The sequence below is a fragment of the Novosphingobium mangrovi genome (assembly GCF_022818885.1).
GTDB lineage: Bacteria > Pseudomonadota > Alphaproteobacteria > Sphingomonadales > Sphingomonadaceae > Novosphingobium > Novosphingobium mangrovi.
In genome coordinates, this window is sequence record NZ_JALHAT010000002.1 from 58,058 (window position 1) to 71,665 (window position 13,608).

The window sequence follows — 13,608 nt, forward strand, 5'->3', positions numbered from 1 at the left end:
GTCGATCAGCTTCCGGTCACGCCCGAAGCGGACACCTTCTGGCCCTTCTTGAGGCCGATCTTGAACTTGGCGAGGTAGGCGTTGGGCTGCTTGCCATCGTAGGTGATACCATCGATGAAGCCGTCCTGCTCACCCCGGAACCCATCCGTTTCGGGCACATCCTCGGCGGAGATCGTGCCCTTCTCGACGAGCTGGTTGGCCGCGGCGAGGTAGAGATCCGGACGATAGACCGCCTTGGCCTGGTCGAAGTACCACTGGTCGTCGTGGTCGGCGGGAATCTGGCCCCAGCGGCGCATCTGGGTCAGGTACCAGATCGCGTCCGAGTAATAGGGGTAGCCCGCGTAGTTATCGAAGAAGATGTTGAAGCCGGGCGCATCGCGCGTGTCGTCCGCTTCATAGGTAAACTTGCCGGTCATCGAGGCCGCGATCACCGCCTCGTCAGCGCCCACGTAGTTGGGCTGCGAGAGGATCTTCACCGCCTCCTTGCGGTTTGCACCGCCATCGGCATCGAGCCATTCCTGGGCGCGGATGATCGCGCGCAGCATGGCCGAGGTGGTGCCGGGATACTTCTCGGCAAAGTCCTTGCGGATCGAGAAGACCTTTTCCGGGTTGTTGTGCCAGATCTGGTCGTCGGTAACGATCGGCACGCCGATCTTCTTCTGCACCGCAGCCTGGTTCCAGGGCTCGCCCACGCAGTAGCCCTCGATGGTGCCGGCCTCGAGCGTTGCGGGCATCTGCGGAGGCGGCGTCACCGAAAGCTGAACATCGGCCAAGGTGGTCCCCTTGATGTCGCCAGGGGTATAGAAACCGGGGTTGAGACCACCCGCCGCGAGCCAGTAGCGCAGTTCGTAGTTATGCGTCGAAACCGGGAAAACCATGCCCATGTTGAAGGGCTTGCCCTGCTGCTTGAAGCTTGTGACGACGGGCTTCAGGACCGAGGCCGAGATCGGGTGGACGGGCTTGCCATCGGCGCTGCGCTGAAGGTCGCCCTTTACCATGTCCCAGACTTTGTTCGAGACGGTGATCGCGTTGCCGTTGAGATCGAGGCTGAGCGGCGCAATCAGGTCAGCCTTGGTGCCATAACCAATGGTCGCGGCAAGCGGCTGACCGGCGAGCATATGCGCGCCGTCAAGCTGGCCGCCGATCACGCCGTCGAGCAGGACCTTCCAGTTGGCCTGGGGTTCGAGCGTGACGTTGAGCCCTTCCTCGGCGAAGAAGCCTTTTTCCTTGGCGATCGCGAGCGGCGCCATGTCGGTCAGCTTGATGAAGCCAAGCTTGAGCACGGGCTTTTCCACCGCGCCGCCCGCCGATGCGGCCGTGACACCCGGCTGCGTGCTCGTCTCGTCCTTGCTGCCCCCGCATCCGGCCAGAGCCACGCTGGCGAGAAGTGCCCCCACCACCATGCGGCGCGAAAAACCGGACTGCCCAAACTTCGTCATCGAACCAACCCCCAATTCCAAAACCCAAACGCAAAAAACCGCCACGACGAAAGTCCCAAGAGGACCACGACGAGGCGGCTACGGTGCCACGAATTTAAGAAAGTTCAGACCAGCTATACTAAGCACCCATCCTTGGGAGCCCACCGGACTGTTCGCTTAATTTAGTAAGCGATTCGCATGGCAAGCGGCAAGCTCTTTTTGCACTGCACATCGAAATTGCCTGTCAGGGGAGCTGCGCCAGGTATTCTTCGATACGCTGTGGATCAAACACCTTCCCGTCAAAAAAAGCGTTGGACTCCAGGACCATGTTGCCCTGCTGCGTCCCCACAACCGTGGGCGTGACGATGCTGCCTTCGACCTTTGAACTGGCCCCCGGAAGTGGCTCGTTCGTGCCCAGCAGTGCGGCACGATATATGTCGGGACGGAACACGCGCGCCGCCTTGTCGGCGCTCGCGCGGTCGAACGTCAGCCCGTCCCAGCGCACCATCTGCGAATAGAGCCACTCGGCCTGGCTGACCCAGGGAAAGTTCGCCGCTTCCCGGTACTGAAACATGAAATCGGGGTAGTGGATCATCGTGCCACCGCGCGCGATCAGGATCTGGTCGGCAATGGCCCGGCGAATGAGTTCGGGCGAGCCGTCCAGATACTCCGGCCGAGCGAGGATCGCGGCGTTGTGCTCCCAGTTGATGGGGTCCACGAAATGCGCAGCCGCCCGGCACAAGGCGCGGATAAGGCGCAGGACCGCCTCGCGCTTTTCCTCCAGCACCGGTTCGCGCAAGGCCAGCACCTTTTCGACCCCGCGCCGCCAGATCTGCGAGGTGGACAGGACAATCTCGCCCACGCCCTTTTCGACCGCGACACTGTTCCAGGGTTCGCCCACGCAAATGCCATCGACCTCGCCCAGTTCGAGCGCTTCGGCGCAGAATGGCGGAGCCACGGTGGAGATATCGACGTCCTTGTCCGCATGGATCCCGCAGGAGGCGAGCCAGTAGCGCAGCATGTAGTTGTGGCTGGAATAGCGATGGACCACGCCGAAGGTCAGCGGCTTGCCCGCCGCCGCGCGCTCCAGCGCGATCTCGCGCAGCGCCGCGCCCACCTTGACCGGATCGCCCAGCCCTTCCTCGTCCCCGCGCACGCGCTGCGCGAGCTTGGGGGCAAGCGTGATCGCATTGCCGTTGAGACCCAGCACGAAGGGCGCGGCCAGCGGCTGTGCGGGACGCCCGCGCCCCAGCGTTGCGGCAATCGCCAGCGGGGCGATCATGTGCGCGGCATCACTGTGCCCGTAGAGCAGGCGGTCGAGCACGGTCGCCCAGCTCAGGTCCTTGACCAGGCTGAGCGAAATACCTTCGTCCTCGGCAAAGCCATGTTCAAGCGCCAGGATCGGCAGGCAGGCATCCACCAGCGGCAGGAAGCCGATTGTCAGTTGCGTATTCACCTCAAGACACCTCTTGTCGGTCCCCGCCGATCATGTCCCGCTCATCAGTTCGTGGGCGGTGACGACGGCTTCGGCAATGTTAACGATGCGCTTGCCCTGGTCCATCGCGGTCTTGCGCAGTTCGGCATAGGCCTTGGGTTCGGGCAGGCCCTTGCTCTGCATCAGGATGCGCTTGGCCTTGTCGACCAGTTCACGCTCGGCCAGCTTGCCGCGCGCTTCGGCAAGATCGCTCTGCAGCCGGGCAAAGGCGTTGAAGCGCGTGATCGCAAGATCGAGAATGGGCCGGATGCGTCCCGCAGCCAGACCATCGACCACGTAGGACGAGACCCCGGCCTCGACCGAGGCGACGATGGCCTCATCGTCCGCCTCGTCCACGAACATGGCAATGGGGCGCGCCAGCGCGCGGCTCACCGCAAAATACTCCTCGAGCATGTCGCGCGAGGGATTTCCCAGGTTCATCAGCACGATATCGGGATCGATTTCAGCCATGCGCGCGAGCATGCCACGACGCTCGGTGATCACGACAAGGTCGCAATCGGCAAGCTCGGACAGGCCTTCTTCAATGATGGAGGCGCGCGCGGCGCTCTCATCGACAATCGCGATACGCATGCCACTTTACTGCACTGCACCATGGGCGAGATGCAATGGCTAATTCGGCCGGTTCCGAACCTTTAATCCGATCCTCGTCCCTACCCCGCGATTCCGGCACGACTTCTCATAAGCGGTTGAATCCGCCTCCCGAAGTCATCGACGCCCGCCAGGAAGTCATCGAAGGTGAGCAGCACCCCCCCCGTTCCGGGCACCTCGCTCATCTCGTCGAGCATGCGCGCCACGCTTTCGTAGCTGCCCACCAGCGTGCCCATGTTGATGTTCACCGCCCCCTCGGGCGCGGCCAGCTGGCGCACGTTGGTATCGGTGTTGACCGTATCCTTTGCGCCCTGGTCGGCGAGCCACGAGATCGCGTCGATATCGACCCCGTCGTTGTAAAGCTTCCACTTGGCCATGGCCTCCTCGTCGGTCTCGGCCGCAATCACCATGACAAGGACGAACATCGAGACATCCCGGCCCGTCTCGGCAGTGAACCTGGCAAGGCGTTCGTTGTTGGAGGCAAAGGCCCTGGGCGTGTTCACCCCCTTCCCGAGGCAAAAGGCGTAGTCCGCCCATTTCGCCGAGAAGGCGAGGCCGGCATCGGAAGAACCGGCACAGATGATCTTCATGTCCGCGCCCGGCTGCGGGCGCACCAGGCAATCGTCCATGGTGTAATAGTCGCCCTTGAAGTCGCTGCGCCCGGTGTTCCACAAGTCGCGCAGCACGTGGGCGTATTCGTCGAGCACGTCGTAGCGGTTCTTGAAGTGCTCATCGCCCGGCCACAGGCCCATCTGCGTGTACTCGGGCGGTTGCCAGCCGGTGACGAGGTTCATCCCGAAGCGGCCGTGGCTGATCGAATCGATGGTCACGCCCATGCGCGCGGCAAAGGCGGGCGGCAGGATCAACGTCGGCGCGGTCGCGTAGAGCTTGATCTTCTCGGTCACCGAGGCAAGTCCGGCCATGAGCGTGAAGCTTTCCAGCCCGTACTCCCAGAACTCGGTCTTGCCGCCAAAGCCGCGCAGCTTGATCATCGAGAGCAGGAAATCGAGCCCGTGCGCCTCGGCCTTGAGGGCGATCTCCTTGTTGAGATCGAAGCTCGGCTTGTACTGCGGCGCCGTCTCGGAAATCAGCCAACCGTTGTTGTTGATGGGAATGAAGACACCGACCTGCATGGGGGGCTAACTCCTGAGATAATCGAGCACGTAGCGGTTGAAGAGCGCGGCGTCGGTCACGTTGCAGGCGTGGCCGCCCCAAGCGAAGCTGTCGACCTTGGCGTGCGGCACGAAGCCCGCGAGATCGAGCGCGGTGACATAGGGCACCAGGAAATCGTCGCGCGTGGCAATGACCAGCAGACTGGAAAGCGCGGCAAGACCCGCCGGATCGGGGCTGTAGGCCTGCACCGCCTCGATCCGCTGGACCATGGCGTCCACACCCGGAAAGCTTGCCGCATGGTGGGCCACTTCCGCGGCAAGCTGGGCATCGTGCGAGGCGATCCAGTCGGGCGGATAGAGGAACAGCGGCTGCGCCTCCAGAAACGCCTCCACGCCCGCGCCGTGCAGCAAGGCCAGCCTTGCGGCAAAACAGCGGCGGGTGTGGGGTGACAAGGTCCGCCAGCCGTTGACGACGACCAGCCGCCCGATCCGGTCGGTGCGGATCGCGGTTTCGATCCCGATCGCCCCGCCCAGCGCGTGGCCGATGAAATGCGCGCTAGGGATTTCCAGCGCGTCCATGAGGGCAATGACGTCGTCCGCCATGTCCTCAACGCAAAGTCCGGCAAGCGGTGTACGGTCGCTGCGCCCCGTGCCGCGGTGGTCGTAGGTGATGACGCGGTGGTCCTGCGCCAGAGCCTCGATGTTGGGCGCCCAGTAGGCGCCGCTGCCACCAAGACCGCTTGAGAGGATCAGCGGCGGCGCATCCGGGCTGCCATGCTCTTCGAACCAGAGGCCACCCGTTTCAGGCAAGGTGCGCGACCGAGGCGATCTCGACAAGGAGGTCGGGCTTCACCAGGTCGGCCCGGATGCAGTAGCGTGCCGGCTTGTCGCCCGGAAAGTACTCGGCATAGACCGCGTTGAAGGCGGCATAGTCATCAAGATCTTTGAGGAAGATGTGGTTCATGGCGATGTCGGCCATGGTGCCCCCGGCAGCCTCCACCGTCACCTTGATGACCTCCAGGATGTGCCGGGTCTGCGCCGCAGCATCGCCGACGTGAAGGACCGTGCCCCCTTCCCCCAGCGCCAGCACGCCCGAGACGTAGACCGTGTTTCCCGCCTTCGCGCCTGCCGAATAGGGGGCGATGGGGGGAGGGAACTGCGGCGGATTGATCGGCTCGAACGGCATCTGTCTTTTCCCTCTCTGGTCTGGCTGGCTGTCAGGTTCCCGGCGTCAGTCCGCTGGCGGCAACTGTCCCACGGCGGTACGGAAGTCGGCGAGCGTGCTCACCCAGCCGAAGAATTTCTCGATGTTGTAGAGACTGGCCTCGCGGATGAAGTCTGGGCCCAGGTGATGGACCGCATCCTCCAGCACCACGCCGAAGTATTCGAGGTGGAACCCGTCGCGCAGGGTCGATTCCACGCAGACATTGGTGGCGATGCCCGTGAAGATGAGCGTGCGGATGCCCCGCGCGCGCAGGATCGTGTCGAGCTGCGAATTGAAGAAGGCCGAATAGCGCGGCTTGTGGACGCGAATATCGCCCTCTTTGGGCGTCAGCGCCTCGACAAGCTCATAGTCCCAGCCGCCGCGCGCGAGGAACTTGCCTGCAAGTTCAGGCCGCGCGCGCATGGTCTTGAGGGCATTGGACTTGTGGTAGTTGGGCGATTGCGGCGTGCCCGCTTCGACATAGTCCGCGTCCCAGCCGTTCTGCAGGAAGATGACCGGCATGCCCGCGCTGCGGGCCACCTCGAGCACCTGCGCAATATGGCCGATCACACCGGTTGCAGGCCCCACATCGAAACCCGCCTCGTCGACATAGCCGCCTCTGGAGGCGTAGGCGTTCTGCATGTCGATGACGATGACCGCGCTTGTCGAAGCATCGATGCGCAGGGCTTCGGGGCGGGCAGGCAGCACGACCGAGGGGCCGGAACGCTGCGGGGCGGGATCTACGATCGGTTCGCTCACCCAAGGCAGTATTGAGCAAAGCCGCCTTGCGATCAAGCACATAGATAGCTGTCCAAAGATGCGCGCAAGAACAGGGGAGAGTTGGCCTGCTCACCGCGTCATCGGCTCCTTTGACCCCTTCCGGAATTTCGGAGCGGGAACAAATGCCGACGTCGCGCCTTGCTTTGGGCACACACCACCCCGTTCCCCCGAAGGTCGCACGAGGGCCGCGCCGACAAGGCCAAGCGCCCCCTTCGCATAACAAAGGACTTGCCTCGTGAAATACGCCCCCATCCTCGCCCTCGCGACGCTCTCGATGGCGCTCGGCGCCTGTGCCTCGGACCGCTACGGCCGCGGCGGTTATGGCTATAACGACCGCTATGGCTCCTCGCGCGGCTATCGCCTGGGCGACAACGACCGCATCTACCGCGCGCGCGACGGGCACTACTACTGCAAGCGCAAGGACGGCACCGAAGGCGCGATCATTGGCGGCCTGGCGGGCGGCGTTCTGGGCAATCTCATTGCGCCCGACGGCTCCAAGACGCTCGGCACGCTGCTGGGCGCGGGCGGCGGCGCGCTGGCGGGCCGCGAGATCAGCCGCGATGACATCCAGTGCCGCTGATCCGCGCACGCAGGCGATGACATCCGTTCACGGGTGACACCAACAGGGCCGCTCCGGTACGATGCCGGGGCGGCCTTGCTGCATGGGGCGCCCGCCCCATGGCCAGGCGTGGGCGCCACGACAGGAATTGCACGAACCGGGAGAGGCCTTGATGATCACCGTCCACCACCTCAACAACTCGCGCTCGCAGCGGGTGATCTGGATGCTGGAGGAACTGGACCTTCCGTATGAGATCCGGCGCTACGAACGCAACGCCAAGACGATGCTCGCGCCCCCTGAACTGCGCCGCGTCCATCCCTTGGGCAAGTCACCGATGATCGAGCACGAAGGCCGCACGCTGATCGAGAGCGCGGCGATCTGCGAATACCTGGTCGATCTTGCCGGAGGGCGCATGGGCGCGCCCGCGGGTCTGGAGGACAAGCTGCGCTACCGCCAGTTCCTGCACTACGCCGAAGCCTCGATGATGGTCCCGCTTCTCCTGAAGCTCATCATCGGACGCATCCCGATCATGGGGAAGATGGCGGCAAAGAAGATCCAGCCGATGATCAAGCTGCACCTGGACTTTGTGGAGAGCGAACTGGTTTCGCGCCCCTGGTTCGCCGGGGACGACCTGACCGCGGCCGACGTGATGATGAGCTTCCCCTTGGAAGCGGCCTGCGTGCTGGCGGGCCTTGATGCGCAGAGCCATCCCCACATCAGCCAGTGGCTCGACACGGTGCACGCTCGCCCGGCCTACCAGCGCGCGCTGGAGGCCGGAGGAGCCTACGATTACGCCTGAGTGGAAACCTCAGTCGTCCTGGACGACCGGAAGCCAGACCGCGCTCGCTGCCTCGCCGCCGCGCTGCACGGTTTCGGTCGCCTTCTGGTAGTCCTGTGGCTGCGCCTTCATGATCGAGGGCGCCCAGCCTTGCGGGTTGCGGTCATAGAGCGGGAACAGACTCGACTGGACCTGCACCATGATGCGGTGTCCGGGCAGGAAGACATGGTCGATGTTGGGAAGCGACCATTTGAAGTTGTAGCTCTTGCCCGGCTCCAGCGGCGCAGGGGTCGCAAAGCCGTGGACGTAGCGCCCGCGGAAGATCTCGATCCCCATCGGCAGCTGGTAGCCCGCCATCTGCGGCTTTTCCGAGTACTCCTCCGGGTAGACGTCGATCAGCTTGACGACGAAGTCGCTGTCCTCGCCGCTGGTGAAGGCGTGCAGGTCCACCTTGGGCGCGCCCTTGATGTGGACGGGCTGCGCGAGCGCTGAAGTCGAGTAGCTCAGCACGTCGGTGCGGCTTTCGGCAAAGCGCTGGTCCTGCACCAGCCAGGTGCGCCATTCCTCCCCGCTCATGTGGATCGGGCGCGGCAGCATGGGGACGGGCTTGGCCGGATCGGAGACGTAGCTGTCCTCGCCTGCTTCCGGCTTGCTCCACGAGAGGCCGAAATCACCAGCCAGATAAAGCGGTGTATAGGCCCCGCCCGGCCATTCCTGCGAGACCTCCCAGCGATTGGTCCCTGTTGCATAGGTCAGCACTGGCGGCGTGTCGCAGGCGGGCGCATCGGTCTTGAGATGGCAATCAAGAAAGGGCTTCATCCAGCGCGTGCGGAACTGGAGGCCGGTATCGCCTTCCCAGTCCAGCGCGCCGAGCGAGCGCGCCTCGTAGTTCACCTGCGAGTGCCGCCAGGGCCCGATCACCAGGCTCACCATGTCGTTGTTGGTGTCCTTGGGCTCCAGCGCCTTGTAGACGGCAGGCGCGCCGTAGCTGTCCTCCTGGTCCCACTGCCCGACCACCAGCATCGTGGGGACACTGAGCGGGCGCGCGGCGAGCAGCTTGTCGACCGCCTGCCCCTGCCACCAGGCATCGTAGGAGGGATGCTCCAGCACCTTGCGGATCGCCGGGATATCGAGCAGCCCGTAGGTCCTGGCGTAGTCGTAGGCCGAGCCGGCCTTCAGATAGGCGGCGTAGTCCTCGCCCGAGCCGCGCGGCACCGAGCCACCACCCTTGGCAACCGTCTGCGAGAGATCGTAGTCGTAGCCGAAGGTGCGGAAGGCGCCGTTGTGGAACCAGTCATCGCCCATCCAGCCATCGACCATCGGGCTCTGCGGCACCGAGGCCTTGAGCGCGGGGTGCGGATCGATCAGCGCCATGAGCGAGGTAAAGCCCAGGTACGAAGACCCGATGATCCCGACCCTGCCGTTGCTCACCGTCACGTTCTTCACCAGCCAGTCGATCGTGTCGTAGGCATCGGTGGCGTGGTCGACCTTGGTGGGATTGAGCGGCCCACGCAGGGGACGGTTCATCACATAGTCGCCCTGCGATCCGTCCAGCCCGCGCACGTCCTGATAGACCCGGATATAGCCGTCGTTGACGAACTCCTTGTCCATGACGGGCAGGATTTCCTCGATCTTCTGGCTGCGGTTGCGGCTCGTCGCGCGCCCTGCGTTGTAGGGTGTGCGGCTGAGCAGGATCGGCCCATCGCTGGTCCCCTTGCGGTAGACGATGACGGTGAAGAGCTTCGTGCCATCGCGCATCGGCACCATGACCTCGCGCCGCACATAGTCGGCCTGCGGACGCACCCAGTCGTATGCGTCGACCTGGTCGTTGGCCATGGTGTCGAGCGTATCCTGGGCCGGCGCCGCCGAGGTTGCGAGCGTGGGGAGAACGAGAGCGAGGGAAGCCGCGCCAAGGGCGGCGGTGCGAAGCGTGCGGGCGATCATGACGAAGGCGATGGACCGTGGCGCGCCCACGGTCAAGCGCGCCCCTGCGCTCTACGCCGGGGCGTCCCCGATCAGGCCCCGATCCGTCCTCGCCCCCTTAATCCTCGGCGTCGTCGTCCTCGCTGTCCTGCACCTGCGTGGGCATTGGCCCCTTGGGCACCGTCTGCGACACCTCGCGGTGCGTGTCGGCAAGGCTGGTGTCGGGCTTTGCCTGCACTCCGGCGGCCGCATCCTGCCCGCCTTCGCGCACGAGGTGCAGCGTGCGGGTCGGGAAGGCGATACCGATCCCCTCCTTCTCCAGCCGCGCAAAGATCATCAAGAGGAGGTCCTGCTGGATCACCAGGCTCTCATCGTAGTCCGCCGCTTCCATGTAGGCGAAGACCTCGATGTCGAGCGAACTGGCGCCGAAGGCCACAAAGCGCGCACGGTGGCCCGGCTTGGCGATGCGTTCGTGCTCTTCCAGCACGCCTTCCACGATCTCGACAGCTTCGAGCAGCTTGGCCGACCCGATCCCGTATTCCACGCCTACGGTGGGGTTAAACAGGAAGCGGTCGCGCTTGGCGTAGTTCTCGATGTTCTGCGAGGACAGATCGCCGTTGGGAATGGTGACGACCGTGCGCGCCAGCGTGCGAATGCGGGTGGAGCGGATGCCGATGTCCTCGACCGTGCCCAGGATATCGCCGATCTTGCAGAAGTCGCCGATCTGCACCGGCTTGTCGGCGATGAGCGAGACCGAACCGACGAAGTTCTCGACCGTCTTCTGCGCACCCAGGGCCAGGGCGATACCGCCGATACCCAGCGCCGCGATCCCCGTCGTCACGTCGATCCCGAAGGTGTCGAGAATGGCGACGAGCACCCCGAACAGGAGAAGGATCTTGGCCGCACGGCGCAGCAGCGAGGCGACCGAGACGACCTGGCGCTGCCCGCGCGCCTCCATGCGGGTGATGACCGTGCGCGAGATCGCGTCGATCAGGCGCACCAGCAGCCAGGTCAGCGCGGCGGCGGCGAAGAGGCCGATGTACTTGAGCATGAACTGGCGCGCGATGATCGAGACCGGCAGGCTGTCGGCCCAGAGCTGGAAGACGACCGTGGCCAGGAACAGGCTGAACGGCGGCATCGCCGCGCGGGCGAAGGCAACCCCCGCTTCGGCCTTGGGCCCGCGCACCAGCCGCTCGGCAAGCGCGACAAGCGCCATCGAGATCAGCTGGAAGCCGATGAACACGGCTGCGGCCAGTCCGATCAGTACGCCCCAGTCGGTCACGCTGGCCCCGGCCACGGTCAGTTCGCCGCTTTCCTCGGGCGAGGTGGTTTCCGGGTTCAGCCGTCCCACGATATCGCCCGTCTGGCGCGAGACCTGCCAGATCATCGCGCCTTCCGACGACTGCGTGCGGGTGAGCATGATCGGCGTCTTGCCCTCATCGCCCAGGTGGCCGACGTATTCCTGCTCGGCGGGCAGGTCATCATCGAGCACGCCCTCGGGCTTGTCGGAGAGCGCCGCGAAAGTGTTGAGCGAGCCCCCCTTGTCGAGCAGCGCCTGCAACTGGCGCGCCCGCTGGGCGCCATGCTCGGCATCCTCGAAGAAGCGGTCCACCCGCGCATCGTCTCCGGCCGCGAGCGCTTCGATCAGGCCCTGCACCATCGAACGCGGCGTGGTCCGTCCATAGGGATCGGCTACCGGCTCCTGCGGTGCAGGAGCCTGCCCTTCTGCGTTGGCGTTCTCGTCCGGCGCATCGGGTGTCACCGCATCGGCTGCTTGCGCCACGGGCGAGCTTTCCTGCGCGGCCAGCGGCAAGGCGGGGAGCGCAAGCAGGAGAATAGGCATCAACAAACGCAGGAAACGGGACATCACGACCGAACAGGCTCCAGTTGCGGGCCCTAGCAGAGACTGGCCCATCGGGCTCCTAAACGGATGAGCCACAGGCCGGTTGCCGCAGCCCACCGCGACACGTCCTCCAGTCGCCGCGTGCATCTGTGCACACTCCGTTTCGCTGCGCGCTTGTGTCCTGTTTCGCGCGGCTTACTATGCCCTACCATGCACACCCGGTCCCTTCTGTCGCTGGCCCTGGCGCTGGCCGCGAGCCCTCTCCTCTCCACGCCCGCGCAGGCAAATTCGCCCACGCCGCCTGCCATCTCGGTCGATGCGGCGCGGATCGCGCGCGATGTGACGACCCTGACGGAAGACGTGTTCGAGGGCCGCGCGCCGGGAACGCGCGGCGATGACCGCACCATCGGCTACCTCATCGCGCGCATGCAGGACCTTGGCCTTGAACCGGCCGGGCCGGACGGCAGCTGGGTCCAGCCCGTCCCCCTCCTCCACACAGCGCTCGGCAAGGCGCGCACGCTTTCCTTCGCCACACCGAAAGGCGAACTGGCCGTCGATCAGACCAAGGACATCTACGTCTCGACCCTGCGCGGCGAAGACAGCGCGGTGCTTGCGCAAGCACCTGTCATCTTCGTGGGCTACGGCGTCGATGCGCCCGAGCGTGAATGGGACGATTTCAAGGGCATGGATCTTGCCGGCAAGGTCCTCGTCTTCCTCGTCAACGACCCCGATTTCAACGCCACCTCGGACATGGATCCCTACGGCAAGTTCGGCGGGCGCACGATGACCTACTACGGGCGCTGGCGCTACAAGTTCGAGGAAGCCGCAAGGCAAGGCGCAGTCGGCGCGCTGGTGATCCACGAGACCGAAGGCGCAGGCTACGGTTGGAACGTGATCGAGAGCCCGGGCGGCGAGAACTTCGACGTCGTCAAGCCAGCTGACCAGGTCACCCCGCTCCAGCTCCAGGGCTGGATGTCGGGCGAGACGGCACAGGACCTCTTCACCCGCGCCGGGCTCGATCTGGCGGCCCTCCAGGCGCAGGCCCGTTCGAAGGACTTTCGCCCCGTGCCACTGGAAGGCGTGACCTTCTCCGCCGACGTTCCCGTCACCCACGAGGAGATCACCAGCCACAACGTGCTCGGCAAGATCCCGGGCACCACCCGCCCTGACGAGGCCGTGATCTACGGCGCGCACTGGGACGCCTACGGCAAGGGGCAGCCTGACGAACTGGGCCGCATCTACCGGGCGGGCGCCAACGACGATGCGCTGGGCGTCGCAGCCCTGCTCGACATCGCACGCGTGATGAAGGCGCGGCCCGCGCCTGCGCGCTCGGTCGTCTTTGCCGCCTGGACCGCAGAAGAGCGCGGCCTGCTGGGCTCGGAATACTACGCGGCCAATCCCGTCCTTCCGCTCGAAAAGACCGTGGCCAACCTTGCCATCGACATTCTCCAGACCGCGGGCCCTGCGAAGGACGTGATCCTCGTCGGCGAAGGGCAGAACACTCTGGAAGACGACATGGTGCGCGTGGCCGCCACGCAAGGACGCACCGTCACGCCCGAGGGCCTGCCCGAGCGCGGGCTGTTCTACCGCGCCGACCACTTCTCCTTCGCCAAGCGCGGCGTGCCGGTGATGCTGCTCATGGGCATTGCCGGAGCCGCCGACCTTGAAGACGGCGGGCGCGAGGCAGGCCAGGCCTGGATCGATGCCTATACCGGGGACTGCTACCATCAGGCCTGCGATGCCATCGGACCGGACTGGGACCTCGCGGGCGCGGTGCAGGACATCGACCTCATCGGCCAGATCGGATGGGAGCTGGCGAGCACGCCGCGCTGGCCGCAGTGGAAGGCCGGCTCTGAATTCAAGGCCCGGCGCGAGGAAAGCGCGGCCGCGCGCAACTGAGCCCCCCTC

12 protein-coding genes are annotated in these 13,608 nt (G+C 65.2%); 3 read left to right on the forward strand and 9 right to left on the reverse strand.

Translation table 11 applies throughout. The features are described from left to right. Positions 1-5: 5 nt before the first annotated feature. The 7 genes from MTR65_RS01480 to rutB all read right to left on the reverse strand — a co-directional run bounded on the left by MTR65_RS01480 (position 6) and on the right by rutB (position 6,618). On the reverse strand, positions 6-1,439 hold the full coding sequence (locus MTR65_RS01480) for a CmpA/NrtA family ABC transporter substrate-binding protein (protein WP_243796549.1): 1,434 nt from the start codon (positions 1,437-1,439) through the stop codon (positions 6-8). Positions 1,440-1,662: 223 nt separating this feature from the next. Continuing rightward, positions 1,663-2,874 (reverse strand): CmpA/NrtA family ABC transporter substrate-binding protein, encoded by a 1,212-nt coding sequence (locus MTR65_RS01485; RefSeq protein ID WP_243796550.1) that lies wholly within the window; start codon positions 2,872-2,874, stop codon positions 1,663-1,665. 30 nt (positions 2,875-2,904) lie between these two features. Beyond that, entirely contained in the window at positions 2,905-3,483 is a 579-nt protein-coding gene (locus MTR65_RS01490) for an ANTAR domain-containing response regulator (protein WP_226633367.1), read from the reverse strand. Between the two features lie 80 nt (positions 3,484-3,563). Continuing rightward, positions 3,564-4,634 (reverse strand): pyrimidine utilization protein A, encoded by a 1,071-nt coding sequence (rutA, locus tag MTR65_RS01495; protein WP_243796551.1) that lies wholly within the window; start codon positions 4,632-4,634, stop codon positions 3,564-3,566. Positions 4,635-4,640: 6 nt separating this feature from the next. After that, the gene (gene rutD / locus MTR65_RS01500; RefSeq protein ID WP_243796552.1) at positions 4,641-5,423 is read right to left on the reverse strand and encodes a pyrimidine utilization protein D; all 783 of its coding nucleotides are present in this window, start codon (positions 5,421-5,423) and stop codon (positions 4,641-4,643) included. Next, positions 5,416-5,799: a pyrimidine utilization protein C gene (gene rutC / locus MTR65_RS01505; protein ID WP_243796553.1), complete on the reverse strand. Its 384-nt coding sequence runs from the start codon at positions 5,797-5,799 to the stop codon at positions 5,416-5,418. Before rutC ends, rutD begins: the two co-directional genes overlap by 8 nt. A gap of 45 nt (positions 5,800-5,844) precedes the next feature. After that, a complete protein-coding gene (rutB, locus tag MTR65_RS01510; protein WP_419145024.1) occupies positions 5,845-6,618 on the reverse strand; it encodes a pyrimidine utilization protein B in 774 nt (257 codons plus the stop codon). A 214-nt stretch (positions 6,619-6,832) separates the two neighbouring features. On the opposite strand from rutB, the gene MTR65_RS01515 reads away from it, so the two are divergent. Together MTR65_RS01515 and MTR65_RS01520 are read left to right on the forward strand one after the other, a co-directional pair. Continuing rightward, complete coding sequence (locus MTR65_RS01515; RefSeq protein ID WP_371710903.1) at positions 6,833-7,177, forward strand: glycine zipper 2TM domain-containing protein; 345 nt, start codon at positions 6,833-6,835, stop codon at positions 7,175-7,177. A gap of 151 nt (positions 7,178-7,328) precedes the next feature. Beyond that, complete coding sequence (locus MTR65_RS01520) at positions 7,329-7,955, forward strand: glutathione S-transferase family protein (protein WP_243796556.1); 627 nt, start codon at positions 7,329-7,331, stop codon at positions 7,953-7,955. Positions 7,956-7,964: 9 nt separating this feature from the next. On the opposite strand, the gene MTR65_RS01525 is transcribed toward MTR65_RS01520, so the two are convergent. Next, positions 7,965-9,878 carry a CocE/NonD family hydrolase gene (locus MTR65_RS01525; protein ID WP_419145025.1) on the reverse strand — a complete coding sequence of 638 codons (1,914 nt, stop codon included), beginning with the start codon at positions 9,876-9,878 and terminating at the stop codon, positions 7,965-7,967. A 97-nt stretch (positions 9,879-9,975) separates the two neighbouring features. Continuing rightward, positions 9,976-11,724, reverse strand: coding sequence for a mechanosensitive ion channel family protein (locus MTR65_RS01530; RefSeq protein WP_243796557.1), 1,749 nt, complete (start codon positions 11,722-11,724; stop codon positions 9,976-9,978). A 186-nt stretch (positions 11,725-11,910) separates the two neighbouring features. Between MTR65_RS01530 and MTR65_RS01535 the strand changes: the two genes are divergently transcribed. After that, positions 11,911-13,599 carry a M28 family metallopeptidase gene (locus tag MTR65_RS01535; protein ID WP_243796558.1) on the forward strand — a complete coding sequence of 563 codons (1,689 nt, stop codon included), beginning with the start codon at positions 11,911-11,913 and terminating at the stop codon, positions 13,597-13,599. The last annotated feature ends 9 nt before the right edge of the window (positions 13,600-13,608 follow it).

Bases quoted from the DNA above. Each gene is read 5' to 3' on its own strand.
- rutA (WP_243796551.1), bottom strand. From the start codon at position 4,634: ATGCAGGTCGGTGTCTTCATTCCCATCAACAACAACGGTTGGCTGATT.
- rutC (WP_243796553.1), bottom strand. From the start codon at position 5,799: ATGCCGTTCGAGCCGATCAATCCGCCGCAGTTCCCTCCCCCCATCGCC.
- MTR65_RS01525 (WP_419145025.1), bottom strand. From the start codon at position 9,878: ATGATCGCCCGCACGCTTCGCACCGCCGCCCTTGGCGCGGCTTCCCTC.
- MTR65_RS01480 (WP_243796549.1), bottom strand. From the start codon at position 1,439: ATGACGAAGTTTGGGCAGTCCGGTTTTTCGCGCCGCATGGTGGTGGGG.
- MTR65_RS01535 (WP_243796558.1), top strand. From the start codon at position 11,911: ATGCACACCCGGTCCCTTCTGTCGCTGGCCCTGGCGCTGGCCGCGAGC.
- MTR65_RS01490 (WP_226633367.1), bottom strand. From the start codon at position 3,483: ATGCGTATCGCGATTGTCGATGAGAGCGCCGCGCGCGCCTCCATCATT.
- MTR65_RS01520 (WP_243796556.1), top strand. From the start codon at position 7,329: ATGATCACCGTCCACCACCTCAACAACTCGCGCTCGCAGCGGGTGATC.
- MTR65_RS01530 (WP_243796557.1), bottom strand. From the start codon at position 11,724: ATGTCCCGTTTCCTGCGTTTGTTGATGCCTATTCTCCTGCTTGCGCTC.
- rutB (WP_419145024.1), bottom strand. From the start codon at position 6,618: ATGTGCTTGATCGCAAGGCGGCTTTGCTCAATACTGCCTTGGGTGAGC.